The sequence below is a fragment of the Streptomyces noursei ATCC 11455 genome (genome assembly GCF_001704275.1).
Lineage (GTDB): Bacteria > Actinomycetota > Actinomycetes > Streptomycetales > Streptomycetaceae > Streptomyces > Streptomyces noursei.
This window is the reverse complement of the sequence record NZ_CP011533.1, coordinates 4,160,501-4,176,704: the sequence shown is the minus strand read 5'-3', so window position 1 is coordinate 4,176,704 and position 16,204 is coordinate 4,160,501. Positions and strand designations below refer to the sequence as shown.

General features: G+C 73.0%; 15 protein-coding genes and 1 tRNA gene. 10 read left to right on the top strand and 6 right to left on the bottom strand.

All coding sequences use genetic code 11. The features are described 5' to 3' along the window. Positions 1-370 precede the first annotated feature (370 nt). The 7 genes from SNOUR_RS17390 (at position 371) to SNOUR_RS17360 (ending at position 7,398) form a co-directional block, all read left to right on the top strand. Positions 371-853 carry a CarD family transcriptional regulator gene (locus SNOUR_RS17390; RefSeq protein ID WP_003953493.1) on the top strand — a complete coding sequence of 161 codons (483 nt, stop codon included), beginning with the start codon at positions 371-373 and terminating at the stop codon, positions 851-853. Between the two features lie 357 nt (positions 854-1,210). Continuing rightward, the gene (gene ispD, locus SNOUR_RS17385) at positions 1,211-1,957 is read left to right on the top strand and encodes a 2-C-methyl-D-erythritol 4-phosphate cytidylyltransferase (RefSeq protein ID WP_067348065.1); all 747 of its coding nucleotides are present in this window, start codon (positions 1,211-1,213) and stop codon (positions 1,955-1,957) included. Further along, the gene (ispF, locus tag SNOUR_RS17380) at positions 1,944-2,480 is read left to right on the top strand and encodes a 2-C-methyl-D-erythritol 2,4-cyclodiphosphate synthase (protein ID WP_376738521.1); all 537 of its coding nucleotides are present in this window, start codon (positions 1,944-1,946) and stop codon (positions 2,478-2,480) included. The genes ispD and ispF overlap by 14 nt, the downstream gene beginning before the upstream one ends. 141 nt (positions 2,481-2,621) lie before the next feature. Continuing rightward, positions 2,622-3,026 carry a PPOX class F420-dependent oxidoreductase gene (locus SNOUR_RS17375; RefSeq protein WP_067348060.1) on the top strand — a complete coding sequence of 135 codons (405 nt, stop codon included), beginning with the start codon at positions 2,622-2,624 and terminating at the stop codon, positions 3,024-3,026. Between the two features lie 114 nt (positions 3,027-3,140). Beyond that, positions 3,141-4,535, top strand: coding sequence for a cysteine--tRNA ligase (gene cysS / locus SNOUR_RS17370; protein ID WP_067348058.1), 1,395 nt, complete (start codon positions 3,141-3,143; stop codon positions 4,533-4,535). A 151-nt stretch (positions 4,536-4,686) separates the two neighbouring features. Beyond that, the gene (gene rlmB, locus SNOUR_RS17365) at positions 4,687-5,640 is read left to right on the top strand and encodes a 23S rRNA (guanosine(2251)-2'-O)-methyltransferase RlmB (RefSeq protein WP_067348057.1); all 954 of its coding nucleotides are present in this window, start codon (positions 4,687-4,689) and stop codon (positions 5,638-5,640) included. A 177-nt stretch (positions 5,641-5,817) separates the two neighbouring features. Then, positions 5,818-7,398: a DoxX family membrane protein gene (locus SNOUR_RS17360; protein WP_167739050.1), complete on the top strand. Its 1,581-nt coding sequence runs from the start codon at positions 5,818-5,820 to the stop codon at positions 7,396-7,398. Positions 7,399-7,641: 243 nt separating this feature from the next. Here SNOUR_RS17360 and SNOUR_RS17355 read toward each other — a convergent pair whose 3' ends face one another. The 3 genes from SNOUR_RS17355 to SNOUR_RS17345 all read right to left on the bottom strand — a co-directional run bounded on the left by SNOUR_RS17355 (position 7,642) and on the right by SNOUR_RS17345 (position 10,285). Continuing rightward, a complete protein-coding gene (locus SNOUR_RS17355; RefSeq protein WP_067348053.1) occupies positions 7,642-8,370 on the bottom strand; it encodes a nucleotidyltransferase family protein in 729 nt (242 codons plus the stop codon). A 30-nt stretch (positions 8,371-8,400) separates the two neighbouring features. Beyond that, positions 8,401-8,817, bottom strand: coding sequence for a hypothetical protein (locus SNOUR_RS17350; RefSeq protein WP_039633868.1), 417 nt, complete (start codon positions 8,815-8,817; stop codon positions 8,401-8,403). 337 nt (positions 8,818-9,154) lie between these two features. Beyond that, positions 9,155-10,285, bottom strand: coding sequence for an ABC transporter ATP-binding protein (locus SNOUR_RS17345; RefSeq protein WP_067348051.1), 1,131 nt, complete (start codon positions 10,283-10,285; stop codon positions 9,155-9,157). Positions 10,286-10,599: 314 nt separating this feature from the next. Between SNOUR_RS17345 and SNOUR_RS17340 the strand changes: the two genes are divergently transcribed. Both SNOUR_RS17340 and SNOUR_RS17335 read left to right on the top strand, forming a co-directional pair. Continuing rightward, positions 10,600-10,673: transfer RNA gene (locus SNOUR_RS17340), tRNA-Thr, on the top strand. 280 nt (positions 10,674-10,953) lie between these two features. After that, positions 10,954-12,057, top strand: a complete 1,104-nt coding sequence (locus tag SNOUR_RS17335) for an aminopeptidase P family protein (RefSeq protein ID WP_099055702.1) — start codon at positions 10,954-10,956, stop codon at positions 12,055-12,057. Positions 12,058-12,177: 120 nt separating this feature from the next. Here the strand turns inward: SNOUR_RS17335 and SNOUR_RS17330 are convergent, their stop codons facing one another. Continuing rightward, positions 12,178-13,176 (bottom strand): zinc-binding dehydrogenase, encoded by a 999-nt coding sequence (locus SNOUR_RS17330; RefSeq protein ID WP_067348046.1) that lies wholly within the window; start codon positions 13,174-13,176, stop codon positions 12,178-12,180. Between the two features lie 265 nt (positions 13,177-13,441). Beyond that, positions 13,442-14,620: an FAD-dependent oxidoreductase gene (locus tag SNOUR_RS17325; RefSeq protein ID WP_067348044.1), complete on the bottom strand. Its 1,179-nt coding sequence runs from the start codon at positions 14,618-14,620 to the stop codon at positions 13,442-13,444. Between the two features lie 272 nt (positions 14,621-14,892). On the opposite strand from SNOUR_RS17325, the gene SNOUR_RS17320 reads away from it, so the two are divergent. Then, entirely contained in the window at positions 14,893-15,564 is a 672-nt protein-coding gene (locus SNOUR_RS17320) for a pentapeptide repeat-containing protein (RefSeq protein WP_312632611.1), read from the top strand. A 31-nt stretch (positions 15,565-15,595) separates the two neighbouring features. On the opposite strand, the gene SNOUR_RS17315 is transcribed toward SNOUR_RS17320, so the two are convergent. Further along, complete coding sequence (locus SNOUR_RS17315; protein ID WP_039633841.1) at positions 15,596-16,093, bottom strand: hypothetical protein; 498 nt, start codon at positions 16,091-16,093, stop codon at positions 15,596-15,598. Positions 16,094-16,204: the final 111 nt, after the last annotated feature.

Genomic DNA, 16,204 nt, shown 5'->3' with positions numbered 1-16,204 from the left:
GTATTCACAAGGAATGCACATGCCGCCCGAAATTGATCACACACCGGCGCGCGGGAGTGTTGATCAATTCCGGGAAACGCACCCGACTCGTCACCAAGCGTCCGAACGGAGTAGCGGAACTCGCTCATGCGGATCGGTGCAAATCGGGACGTACAACTCATTGATCACCGGGTTTCCGGTGTGCCGCGGGTGGCATTCCGGGCACCCGTGAAGCCCCTCCCACCTGCGAATACCTGCACCGAGTGCCCCCTCGCAGCACGTTCCGGGCGCTGTTGTCAAGCCCCGAGATATGCCCTGACCTGCGAAAACGCCATTCAGAACGGCCCGTTCCCGTGTTAGCATGGATAGCCACGGAAGGGGTACCTGTCACATGACGTTCAAGGTTGGCGACACCGTGGTCTATCCCCATCACGGGGCCGCGCTGATCGAGGCCATCGAAACTCGCCAGATCAAAGGCGTGGACAAGACCTACTTGGTGCTGAAGGTCGCGCAGGGCGACTTGACTGTTCGTGTGCCAGCGGACAACGCGGAGTTCGTCGGCGTACGCGACGTGGTCGGTCAGGACGGGCTGGACCGGGTCTTCGAGGTGCTGCGTGCACCGTATGCGGAAGAGCCGACGAACTGGTCCCGTCGCTACAAGGCAAATCTTGAGAAGCTCGCTTCCGGCGACGTGATCAAGGTCGCCGAGGTCGTTCGCGACCTGTGGCGGCGCGAGCGTGAGCGCGGACTTTCCGCCGGTGAGAAGAGGATGCTCGCCAAGGCCCGCCAGATCCTGGTGAGCGAGCTGGCCCTCGCGGAGAACACCAACGAAGACAAGGCCGAGGCCCTGCTGGACGAGGTCCTCGCGTCCTGACGACGCGCAGCACGCTGACTGCGACACAGCGGTGTGACGACGCAGCAGCAACGTAGCAATGCCGCGGTGCCCGAGTGACGACCGTCTTCCGGAAACGGAGGGTCTGTTGCCGGGCGCTGCGGCATATCTGCGGGCGGTGCGTGGGAAGGCCGGAGGTCGAGCCGGCGGCGGCTTCCTCGGTGAAGCCCGCCGGGCCCCATGGTGGCGTGCCGGGCTCGGGCTGATGCCCCGACCGATGTCACGGAAGGGTTCCGGTCAAGGCGTAACGCCCGGCACTCCCAGGCCATACCCACCTCGCCCGAGGAAACAAACCTGTCTGCCCCAATTCCGGGCCGAGCCCGGACTCCGGAGCCATCGATGTCAGATCCTTCCCGCCCGGTCCGTACCGCGGCGGTCATCCCCGCAGCCGGCCTCGGCGTCCGGCTCGGTCCCGGCGCCCCCAAGGCCCTGCGCACCCTCGGCGGCACCCCGATGCTGGTCCACGCGGTCCGCGCGATGGCCGCCTCGCGCGCCGTCACGCACATCGTCGTGGTCGCCCCGCAGGACGACCCCGAAGAGGTCCGCCGCCTGCTCGACGCCCATCCGCTCGCCGACCGCACCGGGCTGACCGTGGTCCCCGGCGGGACCACCCGCCAGGAATCCGTCCGGCGCGGGCTGGCCGCGCTGCCGGACGGCATCGACGTGGTGCTGGTCCACGACGCGGCCCGCCCGCTGGTGCCGGTCGAGACGGTGGACGCGGTGATCGCGGCGGTCCGCGACGGCGCCCCGGCCGTCGTCCCCGCGCTGCCGCTGGCCGACACCGTCAAGCAGGTCGAACCGCGCCCCCAGGGCACCCCGGAGCCGGTGGTCGGCACCCCGGAGCGGTCGCTGCTGCGCGCCGTGCAGACCCCGCAGGGCTTCGACCTGCCGACGCTGCTGGCGGCGCACGAGGTCGTCGTGGAGGGCGAGGGCGCCACCGACGACGCCGGGCTGGTGGAGCGGCTCGGGAAGCCGGTGGTGCTCGTCCCGGGCCACGAGGAAGCGTTCAAGGTGACCCGGCCGCTGGACCTCGTCCTGGCCGAGGCCGTACTCGCCCGCAGGAGGGCCACCGATGGCTATGTCTGATCCGTCCGGGACCGTTCCCGCGCCGCCCGCGGTGCCCGGCATCCCGCTCGTCGGGGTCGGCACCGACGTGCACGCCTTCGAACGGGGGCGCGAGCTGTGGTGCGCCGGACTGCTCTGGGGCGCCGCGGAGAGCGACGGCTACGGCCTGGCCGGGCACAGCGACGGCGACGTGGCCGCGCACGCCGCGTGCGACGCGCTGTTCTCCGCGGCCGGCGTCGGCGACCTCGGCGCGCACTTCGGCACCTCCCGCCCGGAGTGGTCCGGTGCCTCCGGGGTGACGCTGCTGGCCGAGGCGGCACGGATCGTCCGGGCCGAGGGTTTCGCCATCGGCAATGTCGCGGTGCAGGTCATCGGCGTCCGCCCGAAGATCGGCAAGCGCCGGGACGAGGCGCAGCGGGCGCTGTCCGCGGCGGTCGGGGCGCCGGTCTCGGTCTCCGGCACCACGACCGACGGGCTGGGGCTGACCGGTCGCGCCGAGGGGCTAGCCGCGATCGCGACCGCCCTGGTGGTGCGCACCGGCTGAGGCCGCCGGCGGGCCGGGACGAGGTTCCGCCGATCGGCCGTACCGCTCGGGAATGCCCGGCGCAGCAAAGGGCGTTGAGGAAGAATCCGGGTAGTCGTGTCCATCGGAAGTCCTCGGTTCGGCCCGCGGGAAGGATCCTTCGTGACTGCAACGCTCTCCGACGCGCTCAAGGAGCTGCTCGACTCTCCCGTCTTCGTGACGGTGGGGACGATCCAGCCGGACGGCAGCCCCCAGCTCTCCCCGGTCTGGGTCAAGCGGGACGGCGACGACCTGCTGATCTCGACGACCGTCGGCCGGCGCAAGGAGCGGAACATCCGCCGCGACCCGCGGGTCTCGGTCGTCCTCCAGCCCTTCGACGCGCCGTACGGCTACGCCGAGATCCGCGGCACCGCCAGCCTCAGCACCGAGGGCGGGCAGGAGCTGATCGACGAGCTGTCGAGGAAGTACACCGGCAAGCCGTACGCGGAGTTCAACCCGGCCTCGGCCGACGACGACCAGCGCGTCGTGGTCCGGATCACCCCGCGCAAGGTGGTCGGCCGGATCTGAGCCGCCCGCGAAGGCGCGTCCGCAAGTACGGGCGAATCGGACGGCTGTGACGCTTCGGTGTCCCCGTGTCCAAGAGGGCACGGGGCACTGCCGCGTTCCGACTACCCTGGTCCCGTGACGATTCGCCTGTACGACACCAGCGCCCGGCAGATTCGCGATTTCACCCCGCTCCGGCCGGGCTGTGTCTCGATCTACCTCTGTGGCGCGACCGTGCAGGCCGCGCCGCATATCGGACACATCCGCTCCGGACTCAACTTCGACATCATGCGCCGCTGGTTCGCCCACCGCGGCTACGACGTGACGTTCGTCCGCAACGTCACGGACATCGACGACAAGATCATCCAGAAGTCGGTCGAGCAGGGCCGCCCGTGGTGGTCGATCGGCTACGAGAACGAGGTCGCCTTCAACACGGCCTACGATGCCCTCGGCTGCCTGCGCCCCACCTACGAGCCGCGCGCCACCGGCCACATCCCCGAGATGATCGAGATGATGCGCGGCCTGATCGAGCGCGGCCACGCCTACGCCGCCGACGGCAACGTCTACTTCGACGTGAAGTCCTTCCCGGAGTATCTCCAGCTCTCCAACCAGGAGTTGGCCAACCTCCTCCAGCCGTCCGGCGAGGGCGAGACCGGCAAGCGGGACCCGCGCGACTTCGCCATGTGGAAGGCGGCCAAGGAGGGCGAGCCCAGCTGGGAGACCCCCTGGGGCCGCGGCCGGCCGGGCTGGCACCTGGAGTGCTCGGCGATGGCCCACAAGTACCTGGGCACGGTCTTCGACATCCACGGCGGCGGCGTCGACCTGGTCTTCCCGCACCACGAGAACGAGATCGCGCAGGCCAAGGCGTACGGGGACGACTTCGCCCGGTACTGGTCGCACAACGCCTGGGTGACCATGAGCGGCGAGAAGATGTCCAAGTCGCTGGGCAACTCCGTGCTGGTCTCGGAGATGGTCAAGCGCTGGCGGCCGATCGTGCTGCGCTACTACCTCGGCACCCCGCACTACCGCTCGATGATCGAGTACAGCGAGGAGGCGCTGCGCGAGGCCGAGTCGGCGTTCGCCCGGATCGAGGGCTTCGTCCAGCGGGTCGTCGAGAAGGTCGGCGTCGTCGAGCCCGCGGCCGAGGTGCCGCCGGCGTTCGCCGAGGCGATGGACGACGACCTGGGCGTCCCGCAGGCGCTGGCGATCGTGCACACCACCGTCCGGCAGGGCAATTCCGCGCTGACCGCCGACGACAAGGAGTCCGCGGTGGCCCGGCTGGCCGAGCTGCGCGCCATGCTCGGGGTGCTCGGCCTGGACCCGCTCGACGAGCGCTGGTCGAGCGGCGGCGCGGACCGCGGCGAGGACCTGCACGGGGTCGTGGACTCCCTCGTCCGCCTCGTCCTGGAGCAGCGGCAGAGCGCCCGCACCCGCAAGGACTACGCCACCGCCGACGCCATCCGCGACCAGCTCCAGCAGTCCGGTCTGACCATCGAGGACACCCCCTCCGGCCCGCGCTGGTCGCTGTCCTGAGCCCGTCCCCGGGGGTTCCCCGGGGACCGGCCGTACCCCCGGCCACCAGCCGGATTCGCCCTTCCCGGTGGCCACGGGCGACACTCAATCCATACGTACGTACCCACTCCACGTCGCGAGACGTCGAGAGCAGTGAAGAAACAGGTGACCCATGGCCGGCAACAGCCAGCGCAGGAACCGCCGCACGTCGAACAAGAAGGGCGCTCAGGTCGGCAGTGGCGGTAAGCGGCGCCGGTCCCTGGAGGGCAAGGGCCCGACCCCGCCCGCGTCCGCCCGCAAGGGGCACGTGAAGAACCGCGTCGCCAACGCCCAGGCGAAGCAGGCCGCGAACCGCCGGCCGGCGCCGCGGCGCGGCGGCGCCAAGGGCACCGCGGAGCTGGTCGTGGGCCGCAACCCGGTCGTCGAGGCGCTGCGCGAGGGCGTCCCCGCGACCACCCTGTACGTGCAGCAGTTCATCGACAACGACGAGCGGGTGCGCGAGGCGCTCCAGCTCGCCACCGAGCTCGGGCTGAACCTCCTGGAGGCGCCGCGCGCCGAGCTGGACCGGATGACGAACGGCCTGAACCACCAGGGCCTGGTCGCCCAGATCCCGCCGTACGACTACGCGCACCCCGAGGACCTCTCCGCCGCCGCCCTCGACGCCGGCGAGGACCCGCTGATCGTCGCGCTGGACGGCGTGACCGACCCGCGCAACCTCGGCGCCGTCGTCCGCTCCGTCTCCGCCTTCGGCGGCCACGGCGTGGTCGTGCCGGAGCGCCGCGCCGCCGGGATGACGGCCGGCGCCTGGAAGACCTCCGCGGGCACCGCGGCCCGTACGCCGGTCGCCCGCGCCACCAACCTCACCCGGGCCCTGGAGTCGTACCAGAAGGCCGGGCTGACGGTGGTCGGCCTGGCCGCGGACGGCGATGTGGAGCTGCAGGACCTGGAGGTCCTGGACGGCCCGGTCGTCATCGTCGTCGGCAGCGAGGGCAAGGGCCTGTCGCGGCTGGTCGGCGAGACCTGCGACCTGCGCGTGCGGATCCCGATGCCGGGTGGCGCGGAGTCGCTGAACGCCGGTGTCGCCGCCGGTGTGGTCCTGTGGGAGGCGGCCCGCCGCCGCGGCTGAGGCGGCCGCCGCCGGGTGCTTCCGGCGGTGCCCCGGGCCGGGCGGGCCGCACCGCCGCCCGGTCCGGGGCACAGCATGACGCTCCGTACGCCTCTGCCGTATCACGTGATCTTTTGACGGGTCTCGGACAGATCGGGCCGGTCAAGGCAGTGTCTTAACCGCGGGTCACTCGGTTAGATGAGCGTGGACACCAGAACACCCCGCACGCCTACGGGGGGACGCTCGTCGTCGACCTTCGACGACGAGCCGGTCCTGAGCTCGGTCAAGGTGCCGTGCGATCCCGCGCAGGTCATCGTCAACCACGCCAGCTTCCGCGTGCAGCTCGCCGCTCCCGTGGTCGCCGGCCGCCTGGCAGAGACCACGCGCGTCCCCGCCCTCCGGGGATCGCCGCCCAGACGCCGCACGCCCGTGGTCTGGAGCGGTCGCACCGAGCCGGGCGGTACCGCCGGCGCCACCACCCAGCTCCTGCACGCGGTGCGCGACGCCAGCGTCGGCCTGGACCGCGGACCGGCCGAGGACGTCGGCACGACCCAGGTCCTGCCCCGGGTCAGGCTCGGTGGCTCCCCCGCCTCCACCGTCGTCGGCCCGCGCGGCCCCGCCGACGGCGAGGACACCCTGCCGCGCGGCACCCGCGCCGTCGCCGCCCGGTTGCCCGGCCAGCGGTACGACGACGAGGACGGCCGCGACGACGAGCGCTTCGAGACGCGCGACAGCTACGACACCGGGGTCCGGCGGCGCGGCGGCGACAGCGTCCGGCACGCCTACTACCCCGGCCGCCGGATGAACCTCGGCGTGGTGCTGCTCCCGCTGCGGATCTTCCTCGGGCTGATCTCCGTCTACGCCGGCATGGGCAAGCTCTGCGACCCCGTCTACTTCGACGGCGGCCAGCGCGGCTCGATGGTCACCTGGCTGCTCTCCCTCCACCCCTGGGAACTGGCCGTGCCGCTGCGGGACTTCGCGGTCGCGCACCCCGTCGGCGCCGGGCTGACGGTGGCCTTCCTCCAGGTCGTGGTGGGCGTGCTGACCATCTGCGGACTGTGGCAGCGGGTCGCCGCCTCGTTCGGCGCGCTGCTCTCCGCGGCGCTGCTGATGACCGTCAGCTGGCGCACCCTGCCCGCCTACGACGCCCCCGACATCATCTACCTCGCCGCCTGGAGCCCGCTGATCATCGCCGGCGCCCCCGTCTACTCCATGGACGCCCGGCTGGCCGGTGAGGCATGGCGGCGGCTGGGCCCGCGCGTCGAGGTCGGTGCGCTGCGCCGCCGGGTGCTGCGCCGCGGCGCCGTGATGACCGCGGTGGTGGCCGGGCTGACCCTGCTCATCGGTTCCCTGCTGGGCGGCGCCGTACGGACCGCGCGGGTGCCGACCGTGCCGCGGCCCGGCGAGCCCGCCATCAACAACCTCCCCGGCTCGCCCCTGCCCCGCCCCGGCCACCACGCCGCCCGCCCCGGCCACCACATCCCCGGCCACCCCGGCGCGCCCTCCACGAGCGCCTCCCACAAGGCCCACAAGCCGGGCACGCCGTCGGCCTCGGCCCCCGGCAGTCCGTCGGCGGGCGGTCACACGGGCAGCTCGGCCCGCCGGCCCGGCGCGACCAGCAGCGCCCCGCAGCTGTCCGGCCCGAGCCGCACCCCCGGCCGCACCCAGTCGCCGACCGGCTCGGGCGGCACCGGCGGGGGCACGAGCGGCAGCTCCAGCAGCGGCGCCCCCGGAAGCGACTCCGGCCGCGGCAGCACCCTCGGCGGCCTGCTGGGCTGACCCACCCGGGCCCACGCCGCCCCGCTCCCCCACACCGCCCGCCTCACCGGTCCCCGATCGCTCCGCCCCCTTCACGGCCTCAGGCCGGGGCGAGCGGTCGGGGACCAGTGATGCGGGCCGCTTCTCGTCGCGGCAGGGGGCGGGGAGCGCGTCGTGGGCGGGGGCTCGGCGAGTTCGACGCGCCGCCGGCATCCGAAGCACCCCCGAAGCATCCGAAGGCCCGCCGCCGCCGTCGACGGCGGCTCAGCGGCCGTGTGCGGCCATTTCCTCGGCGGCCTCGGTGAGGTCCTTGGCGGTGTCGATGGCGCGCCAGTAGGCGCCCTGGGGCAGCGGATAGCCGGCCAGCCGGCGTTCCCTGGCGAGGCGCGGGAAGGTGGTGCGCTCGTGGTCGCCCCGGGCGGGCAGCAGCTCGGCGAAGGTCGCGGCGAAGACGTAGACGCCCGCATTGATCAGATACGGGGAGGGCGGGGCCTCGATGAAATCCACGACGTGCCCGAAGGCGTCGGTCTCGACGGCGCCCCAGGGGATGCGCGGGCGGGCGAGTGCCAGAGTGGCCGCGGCGTCGCGCTCGTCGTGGAAGGCGGCCATCTCGCGCAGCGGGAAACGGGTCCAGATGTCGCCGTTGGTGGCGTACCAGGGCTCGTCCGGGCGGGGCAGGGAGCCGGCGGCGTACTTCAGGCCGCCGCCGCGACCCAGCGGCTCGGTCTCGACAACAGTCGTGACGCACAAGGGGAGTTGGGCCTGGTCCAGCCAGTCCTGGAGGACCTCGGCGAGGTGCCCGCAGGAGATGACGACGTCGGTGACGCCCTCTTCGGCGAGCCAGTTCAGCTGATGGCCGATGATCGGGGTTCCGGTACCGGGAATCTCGACCATCGGCTTGGGGCGGTCGTCGGTATACGGGCGAAGACGGGAGCCCTGGCCGCCGGCCAGGACCACGGCCTGCGTGGGGTGGGAATGCGGGGCACCTGTCATGTTTCGCACCCTATGCGGTGCGAGCGGCGGTCACTGGGCGGCGGCCACACCGGAGGCGAAGGAGGTGTCGCAGACCGGCCGGGAGAACGCCTGGGCGCGGTGTGCGGCACCGTACTTGGCGACCGCGGCACGGCCGAGGGCACGGGCGATGGAGGCGCAGTGCTTGGCCAGCGAGGGCCGGGCGGTGGTGGCCTCCTGGAGGTGCGTCAGGGCGACGCCGGGGTCCTTCTCCTGGAGTTCGACGAGGAGACGGTCCCGGAGCACGTCCTGGGCGGCGCGGGGGCCGGCCTTGGTGGAGACCTTGCCGGAGGACGCGGCGAGCACCTGCGACTCGGTGGTCTTCGATGCCCACGGGACGCGGGTGACCGCGAGGGTCCCGGAGAGCACGAGGACGACGGGCAGGACGAGGGCGAGAGTTCGGCCGATACGGCGGGCTGCGGAGTTCACGGTCGTGATGGTAGCGAGGGGTGATGATTTGGCGACATTTGGTCACCTTATCGGGGGACGGAATGGCTCGTCGGTGCGGTTGTTGGGTTGACGGATTGATGCGAAAAGCCGCTTCCGGGCGGGCTTCGCGGGGTGCGGCGAGGGCGCCCGTCGTCCCGTTCCCGGGCTTGGGAGCGCTGGTCCGCCGCGGCCCGGACGCGCCGCGGCGGCGGTGCGGGGACGCGCAGTACCCCACACCGCCGCCGCGGTAAACCAGATGGGTCGGGGGCGGGCGGATCAGGCCGGAGCGGGCCGGAGAAGCACCCCCGCCGCCCGGCTCCGCCCGTCCGCCGGCCGGTCAGTCGGTGAGCCGCTTGCCCGTCGAGGTGGAGAAGACGTGCGTCTCGCCCGGCTGCGGCACGACGTGCAACTGGGTCCCCTTGGCCGGTACCTGGCGGCCGTTGACCCTGACGACCAGGTCCTTGACCGCCCCGCCGACCTCGGCCGTCCCGTAGACGTAGCCGTCGGCGCCCAACTCCTCGACGACGTTGACCGTCACCGCCAGGCCGGCCGGGGAGTCCGTGGCCTCCTTGGACAGCGACTTGGTGGCCGCGCCGTTCTGCTCGACGATGTCGAAGTGTTCCGGCCGGATGCCGACCGTCACCGTGCGCTCGCCCTCGGCGCCGGCGAGCGCCTCCCGACCGACCGGCACCACGCTGTTGCCGAACTTCACCCCGCCGTCGGTGATCGGCACCTCGATGAGGTTCATGGCGGGCGAGCCGATGAAGCCCGCGACGAAGAGGTTGGCCGGGCGGTCGTACATGTTGCGCGGCGAGTCGACCTGCTGGAGCAGCCCGTCCTTGAGGACCGCGACCCGGTCGCCCATGGTCATGGCCTCGACCTGGTCGTGGGTGACGTAGACGGTGGTGATGCCCAGGCGGCGCTGGAGCCCGGCGATCTGCGTACGGGTCTGCACCCGCAGCTTGGCGTCCAGGTTGGACAGCGGCTCGTCCATGAGGAACACCTGGGGCTCGCGGACGATGGCGCGGCCCATCGCGACCCGCTGGCGCTGGCCGCCCGAGAGCGCCTTCGGCTTGCGCCCCAGGTACTCCGTCAGGTCCAGGATCTTCGCCGCGTCCTCGACCTTCTGCCGGATCTCGGCCTTCGGCACGCCGGCGATCTTGAGCGCGAAGCCCATGTTGTCGGCGACCGTCATGTGCGGGTAGAGCGCGTAGTTCTGGAACACCATGGCGATGTCCCGGTCCTTGGGCGGCAGGTGGGTGACGTCCCGGTCGCCGATGCGGATCGCGCCCCCGTCGACGTCCTCCAGTCCCGCGAGCATCCGCAACGAGGTGGACTTGCCGCATCCGGAGGGCCCGACGAGCACGAGGAACTCGCCGTCCTCGATGGTGATGTCGAGCTTGTCGACGGCGGGCTTGTCGGAGCCCGGGTAGATCCGGGTTGCCTGGTCGTAGGTGACCGTTGCCATGGTGTGTCCCTTCACCGGCAGGAACGTGCCGGACGATCCGAGTAAAGGAGAGCGCGCCCCATGGAGGAGTGCGCGCGGCCCACCCCCGGGGCCCACCACACGAAGTGGTGTAGTCCACAGCGGCAAGCCGCTGGTGACGCTACCTGCGCCGGGGCCGGGTGTCAGTAGGTCCGCGGTCACGAAATCGCCGGGCGACGCCCGGGCGGGCCGGAGCGAGGTGGGCGGCGCGAACGGTGTCCGGGTGACGCCTGAACCAGGCGTCCCCGAATAAGGCAACCGGCACCGGGTGCGCCTAGGTACACTTCTTCCGGTACGCCTCCTTAGCTCAGCTGGTCAGAGCGCCGCTCTTGTAAAGCGAAGGTCGTCGGTTCGAATCCGACAGGGGGCTCTGGGAAGCCCAGGTCACAGCTATGTTGACCTGGGCTTTTTGTTGTCCGGTGGGGTGGGTGTCCCGGGGGGGGGGGAAGTCGGGGCGGGCGGGCGCCAGTTGTTTCTGGCGACGCGGAGGCCGGGGCCGCGAGAGCGGACGGCATGACCTCCTGGCCCGGACCGGGGTGTCGACCCGATCCGAGGCGTCGGCCCGGACCGGCCTGTTGATCTGTTGACCTTGTCGAGATCGCCGGGGCCGACGGGCAGGGCGGCGTAGATTTCGCGGCATGGTGACTTCGATGACGCGGGACGCGTACGAGCAGCGGATGGCGCGGGCCGGGCAGGCCGCGGCGGCGGCCGGGCTGGCCGGGGTGATCGTGACGCCGGGACCGGACCTGGTGTGGCTGTGCGGGTACCGGCCGACGGCCGTGACCGAGCGGCTGACGGCGTTGGTGATCGAGCCGGGGCGGGCCGGGCGGCTGCTGGTACCCGTACTGGAGCGGCCGGACGCGGAGCGCGCCGCGGGGGCCGGGGCGCTGGAGGTGGCGGGGTGGTCCGACGGGGCGGACCCCTACGCCGAGCTGGCCAAGTGGCTGGCGCCGCAGGGGCGTTACGGGGTGTCGGACGGGATGTGGGCGCTGCATCTGCTCGGGTTGCAGCGCACGGTCCCCGGGGGCGGCTACGCGGCGCTGACGGAGGCGCTGCCGATGCTGCGGGCCGTGAAGGACGCGTACGAGGTGGAGCGGCTGGCGGCGGCGGGGGCGGCCGCGGACGCGACGTACCAGGACATCCTGGGGGTGCGGTTCGCCGGGCGGCGGGAGCGCGACGTGGCGGCGGATCTGGCGCGGCTGCTGACCGAGCACGGGCACAGCCAGGTGGACTTCACGGTCGTCGGGTCGGGGCCCAACGGGGCCAATCCGCACCATGAGGCGGGGGAGCGGGTCATCGAGGACGGCGACATGGTCGTGCTCGACTTCGGCGGGTTGAAGGACGGCTACGGGTCGGACACCACGCGGACCGTGCACGTCGGGGAGCCGAGCGCCGAGGAGCGGACGGTGCACGAGATCGTGCGGGAGGCCCAGCAGGCGGCGTTCGAGGCGGTGCGGCCGGGTGTCGCGTGCCAGGAGATCGACCGGGTGGCCCGGCGGGTGATCAAGGCGGCGGGCTACGGCGAGTACTTCATCCATCGGACCGGGCACGGCATCGGGGTCACCACCCATGAGCCGCCCTACATGGTGGAGGGCGAGCATCTGCCGCTGGTACCGGGGATGTGCTTCTCCATCGAGCCGGGGATCTACTTGCCGGGGCGGTTCGGGGTGCGGATCGAGGACATCGTGGCGTGTACGGAGACCGGCGGGCGGCGGCTGAACGTGACGGGGAGGGAGTTGGCGGTGGTGAGCTAGGCCGCTTCTGACGGATCTCCGCGGCGTCCTGGGCCGCCGCGCGGGGCGGGGTGGGGCCCGCGCTGGTGGCGGGCCGTGGCACCTCGACGGCGGCCGGGCCGGGGCCGGTGCGCGGCCGGCCTACGGCACCAGGACGACCTTGCCCATCGTGCCGCGGGACTCCAGGGCGCGGTGCGCGGCCGCGGCCTCGGAGAGGGGGAAGCGGTGGACGGTGGGGACGAGCCGGCCGGCGGCGGCTTCGGCCAGGGCGGCGGTCTCCAGGGTGCGGATCGGGTTGATGCCGCCCACCCGGGCCAGCATCGGGGGGCCGAGGACGGTTTCGGAGGTGATGCCGCGTTCGGCGCGTTCGGCGTCCGTGAGGTGCAGCGGCCCGCCGGAGGACCAGCCGAAGACCAGGTGGCGACCGCCGCGGGCGAGGAGGTCCACGGCGGCGCGGCCCGCGGCGCCGCCCACCGAGTCGAAGACGAGGGTGGCCCCGGTGGCGCCGCGCTCGTCGAGGAAGCGGCGGGTGCGGGTCGGCCAGTCGGCCTCGGTGTAGTCGAGGGCGAGGTCGGCGCCCAGGTCGCGGACGTGGGCCACCTTGGCGGGGCCGCCGGCCAGGCCGATGACGGTCGCGCCGACGTTCCTGGCGTACTGGACGAGCAGCGAGCCGATGCCGCCGGCGGCCGCCGGGACGATCGCGATGTCGTCGGGGGTGAGGGCGGCGAAGAGCAGGATGCCCATGGTGGTGCGGCCGGTGCCGATCATGGCGACGGCCTGGGCCGGATCCAGCCCCTCGGGGATGGCGTGCAGCCGGTCGGTGCCGGTCACGGCCAGTTCGGCGTAGCCGCCCGGGACCATGCCGAGGTGGGCGACGACGGGTCGGCCGAGCCAGCCGGGATCGGTGCCCTCGCCGATGGCGTCGACGGTGCCGGCCACCTCCCGGCCGGGCACGGTCGGCAGGTCGGGCAGCGGCGCGGGGCCGCCTTCCAGGCCCTCGCGCAGGGCGGTGTCCAGGAGGTGGACGCCCGCCGCGGCCACCGCGATACGGACCTCGCCCGGCCCCGGGGCGGGGTCGTCGAGGGTCTCGTGGACGAGGTTTTCCGCGGGGCCGAAGGTGTGCAGCCGTATTGCGCGCATGGCGGAGTCGTTTCCTTTGGAGGAGGGCGGTGGGGCGGGCACCGGTGAAGGACGACCGCCCCGCCGCGGGGGATGATCGACTGCCGCCACTCTGGTACCTCAAGCTGAGTTGAGGTCAACGCCGGGGTGCGGGCGGTGGAGTTGGGACGAGGGGCGACTCCCGGGGTTCGTGGGTGTTGTGGGTGTCGTGGGTGCTGTCGCGCCGTGGGTGTCGTCGCGTCTTGGGTGGGATGGCGCCGTGGGCGTCCTGGAGGCGGTGGGGGGATCAGCGCGTGCGGTCGACAGGGGCGGGGGTCGGGCGGCGGGGGTTGGCCTGCAGTGCGAGCGAGACCGCTTCCAGGGCGCTGGTGAAGGACACCTCGCACAGCACGCCGGGAGCCGCGACCTGGTCGCCGGCCAGATAGACCCCGTCGCCGCGGTCGATCGCCGGGCGGTCGCGCCAGGTGGTGCCCGGCAGGTCCACCGCTCCCGTACGGCCGGTGGACAGTGCGGTGCGGCGCCAGGTGGTGCGCTCGCGCCAGTGCGGGAAACCGGCGTCCAGGAGGCGTTCGGCGCGGGCCACGCCGTCGGCGCGGGTCTCGTCCGGGCCGATGCCGATCTGGCCCTGGAGGAGTTGTTCGCCGCGGGGCGCGAGGCCCGGGTCCTGGCTGGTGAACCGCTCGATCCAGCCAGGGAAGTCGAGCCCGGACAGCGCGAACGGATCGCCGCGCCGGGTCCGGACGGCGAGGTCGAGCAGCACCGTCCGCGCGCCGGTCCAGCTGAGGCGGTCGTCGCGGAGGAGAGCGCGGGCGGAGTCGAGGTGGGTGGCGACGATGACCGGGGCGTCCTCCGGGAGGGCATCGACGCGGGCCCCCGTCTCGATGCGTACGCCCAGGTCGCGGGCGTGGTGCGCCATCCGCTCGATGAGCGTGCCCCAGCCGCCGGCGAGGTAGTGGGCCTCCGGCGGCAGGCTGGTGGTGCGGCGCAGGCGTTCCTGGACGAAGGCGGCGGAGAGGCTGCCGGGGTCGTGGTGGAAGGTGGCGACGCCGACGTAGTGCGCCGCGGCGCGGACGGTGCTCTCGCCGGCGTGGGTGCGCGCCCAGGTGAGGAAGTCCTGGTCGACGGGGGCGTCGCGGTGCCTGCGCAGCCCGAGCATGCCGAGCGGGGGCAGCCGGTGCAGGGTGCCGCGGTGGAAGAAGCGCAGCCGGGCGGCGTCCCGGAGGGGCAGCGGGGCGAGCGGCTTGAGCAGGCCGCGCTGCCGGAGCCAGGGCCAGTGCGGGCCGCGGTTGTAGAGGGCGTGCGGGCCGTCGTTGGTGAGGTAGGGGCCCTCGGCGGTGCGGGCGCGGCCGCCGAGCGTGCGGTGGGCTTCGTAGAGGGTGACGGTGGCGCCGGCCTCGGCCGCGGAGATGGCCGCGGTGAGGCCGGCGAAACCGCCTCCGATGACGGTGAGCGGGCGGCGGTTCATGGCAGTTCCTTCGGTCGTGGGTGGGGCGAGGGGGCGGCGTCCGCCGGCGGGCGGGCGCTCGCTGAGGGGACGGATGGGGGTGCCACGGATGTGACATGCCGCCGCACCGGAGAGGGATTTCGCAGGTCATCGGGGTTTCAGGGGGATTGTCAGTGGGGTGGTCCAGGATGGGGGTGGATGTGGAGCGGTCCGCGGAGTGCGGGCGGCCGAGCCGGTCCGCGGCACGGGGACGAGACCGGGGCGGGTCGGTACGGATGGGAGGCGGTGCGCGCATGGCAGGGCGTGGCAAGGAGGCGGCGGTGCGGCCGGTGCGGCGGCCCGAGGTGCGGTTGCCGGAGCTGCGGGCGTACGACGGCGGGGAGCTGGAGCCCGAGGGGGACTACGACGGCCTGGAGTTCACCGAGGTGGACTTCGCGGGGCAGTCAGCGCGGGGCGCCCGGTTCATGGACTGCGCGCTGCGGCGGTGCGCGCTGGACGAGGCGGTGCTGAGCCGGGGGCGGCTCATCGACTGCGTGCTGAGCGGGGTGCGCGGGGTGGGCACGGACCTGTCGCAGGCGTCGTTGCGCGACGTGGAGGTGGTGGACGCCCGGCTCGGCGGGATACAGCTGCACGGTGCGGTGCTGGAGCGGGTGGTGGTGCGCGGCGGGAAGATCGACTTCGCCAATCTGCGCAAGGCCAGGCTGCGGGACGTCGCGTTCGAGGGGTGCGTGCTGGTCGAGGCGGACTTCGGGGGCGCGCAGCTGGAGCGGGTGTCCTTCGAGGACTGCACCCTGACGCGGGTGGATTTCTCGGCGGTGCGGATGACGGACGTCGATCTGCGCGGGGCGGTCGGGCTGGACGTCGCACGGGGCATCGACTCGCTGGGCGGCGCCGTGATCAGCACCGCTCAACTGATGGATCTGGCGCCGGCGTTCGCGGCCCAGGTGGGCGTGCGGGTGGAGTGAGCCGGAGGACGGTGACGGGGGCGGGGGTGGATCAGATGCGGGGGAAGCGGGCCTGGAGCGCCCAGACGGCGGCGTTGTCGGCCAGGCCCTCGTGCATATCGGCGAGGTCGGCGATCAGGTCGTGCAGGAAGTCGCGGGCCTCGCGGCGCAGCGCGGCGTGATTGAAGGTGAGGGGGGCTTCCTCGACCGGCATCCAGTCGGCGGCGACGTCGACCCAGCCGAAGCGCCGCTCGAAGAGCATCCGGTCGGTGGATTCGGTGAAGTCCAGCTCGGCGTGGATCGGGCGGGCGGAGCGGCTGCCGCGGGGGTCGGTGTCGAGCTGCTCGACGATGTCGCACAGCGCCCAGGCGAAGTCGAGCACCGGTACCCATCCCCAGGCTGTGGACAGCTCGCGGTCGGTCTCGGTGTCCGCGATGTAGACATCGCCGCAGAAGAGGTCGTGCCGCAGGGCGTGCACGTCCGCGGTCCGGTAGTCGGTCTGCGGAGGGTCCGGAAAGCGGCGGGAGAGGGAATAGCCGAGGTCGATCACCTCTTGATGGTGTCACGCGCGCTCGCGCGCCGACGCGGCGGAGGGTCCGGACGGCCGGCCCACGCGACCGGCGGCGCGCCGACGCAACGGCGAACGGGCGGAGGGTGGGGC